General features: G+C 57.1%; 2 protein-coding genes. One reads left to right on the top strand and one right to left on the bottom strand.

The window, feature by feature from the left end; translation table 11 throughout:
* Positions 1-67: 67 nt before the first annotated feature.
* A complete protein-coding gene (locus E3T54_RS10255) occupies positions 68-790 on the bottom strand; it encodes a hypothetical protein (RefSeq protein ID WP_134475585.1) in 723 nt (240 codons plus the stop codon).
* A gap of 535 nt (positions 791-1,325) precedes the next feature.
* On the opposite strand from E3T54_RS10255, the gene E3T54_RS10250 reads away from it, so the two are divergent.
* Positions 1,326-1,850, top strand: a complete 525-nt coding sequence (locus E3T54_RS10250) for a hypothetical protein (RefSeq protein ID WP_134475584.1) — start codon at positions 1,326-1,328, stop codon at positions 1,848-1,850.
* Positions 1,851-1,942: the final 92 nt, after the last annotated feature.

Below are 1,942 nucleotides of genomic sequence, written 5' to 3'. Positions count from 1 at the left end.
CGTGAGTTGCTTTAGTCGGTACTCACTGACCATCCCACGGTGGCTCTTTACGTTGACGGAGCAACGCTCAACAGCGGGAAACCACACCACTCACGGGGACGCAACCCTCACGGTGCATCTCAACGACCCGATCAGGTCCAAGACGGTCAACCGTAACTCGCGCTGTTGACCACACGGTCTCGACAAATGAGTGAGAAAAGAGGCCGACTGGCACCTGATTCAGGTTGCTGAAGTGAAACAGGAGGGAAACGGTTCCGCGGGAATCTTCGAAGGTCAGATCCTCGTCCCCGGTGATGAACCACTCTTCGGCAAGATCCAGTTGATCGTGTTGGCTGGACGCGCGTCGAAGCCTTATTGCCAACAAGCACTTACTCAAATCCGCGCTCAAGTCACGGTAGAGGGAAGGCCGATCGTTACCTCCTGTGACGTAGGCCAAGGTGTCCGCAAACTGCCCGAAATCACCAGATCGGAGATGCCAGCTCCGATTCAGTTCTTCGAACAGCTGCCAAGCTCCACACAGTGCTGTGAGTCTGGCGATGGAATTTCGGCCGAACATCGTGCCTGTTGCTCCAGGGCTGAGGGTTATGAGCTTGCCCAGAGTGTCGAAGCGATACTGCGCCGGCAACTGATCCCTTACCCCATTCGCAAACGGAGCAAATGGTGACAATCTCGTTCGCTCTCTCAGCTCCAACGCCCACGCCAGAGTGAATCCGGCAACGAGATCCGACGGTGATCGCCATCCGGCCGGGTGGTGTGGAAATGCAATTGCGCTGAGATCCACATCATTCATTCGCATAGATTGGGGCCTCCGTAGCGGGTGGGGGTGCTGCCATTTCCCTGTACATGTCACTACCGACGAAGGCTACCGTCGGCGCCCACGGACCTCGCCCGAAATGGCGCGATCTTCCCAAATTGGGGGGGGGGGGGCAAATCCCTTCGGTCGCAAAGCAATGTGCAGACCCGATATATTCCTGACCACGACATATGGTGAAGGATCTGAACGAGCATCGGATGACGAGATTGAAACGCTGAGTATCCAGACATGATGCTCGGGGAGCGGCGCGTCAGCTTCAACTCGTGGGTGGTCAAGAACTACCTCAGCGAAAACGGCCTACTCGAAGCTGCCTGAGCAGCTGGCAACCAGAGGGAGGTCGACATCGCTGCGTTGATGGCGAAGTACGGTGACGCTGTGCGTCAAGTCGAGGGTGCGGACCCGCGAGACCTTCTGTATTTGAGGACGTTCGGCCACGTGAGCCTCTACTCGCCGCTCCGACCGACCCGTTCAGATCGAGACCCTGCAAGAGGCCACCCGATATCGTCGATCCATGTCCCTTATAGAACAAGGCCTCTCGGCAAACGACGACAGGGTCTTCGCTGCCTTTGGGCGAGCTATGCACGGATCACAAGCGTTAGAGTTTTGGCTGCGAGTCTTGGTCAACGTGCATCGGGTAGCGTCGAAGGACTTCGCCTCCCAGGCTGAACTCGAACGGGCCGTCGATACGCTTTCGACCTCAACAATGGGGACCGTGTTTGCAGCGCTCCGTACTTTAGCGCGCGACCCGATCTTGGAAGAGAAACTGACTATGGCAGTCGGTGAACGAAATCGTCTCGCTCACCACTTCTTCAGTGAGTGGTCGGATGCTTGGAACGGCCCCGAGACCGAGGTCGAAATGATTGAAGACGCGAACCACGTTCAAAGGCTGTTTGAAGAAACGGTTCGGCAGCTCGCCGCGACGCTCGGAAAACACCTCGACGTCATCGGGTCGAATCCAGATGCGTATATCCCCGGCCTGCAGCATCGTCTCAACAATTACACTGGGCAAGGTTCGCCGACGGTTGCGTCCCCGTGAGTGGTGTGGTTTCCCGCTGTTGAGCGTTGCTCCGTCAACGTAAAGAGCCACCGTGGGATGGTCAGTGAGTACCGACTAAAGCAACTCACGAA

This window comes from Cryobacterium sp. Sr8, assembly GCF_004403225.1.
In the GTDB taxonomy this organism is placed as follows: Bacteria; Actinomycetota; Actinomycetes; order Actinomycetales; family Microbacteriaceae; genus Cryobacterium; species Cryobacterium psychrotolerans.
The sequence above is the reverse complement of the archived record's forward strand: the minus strand, read 5'-3'. Positions and strand labels throughout refer to the sequence as shown.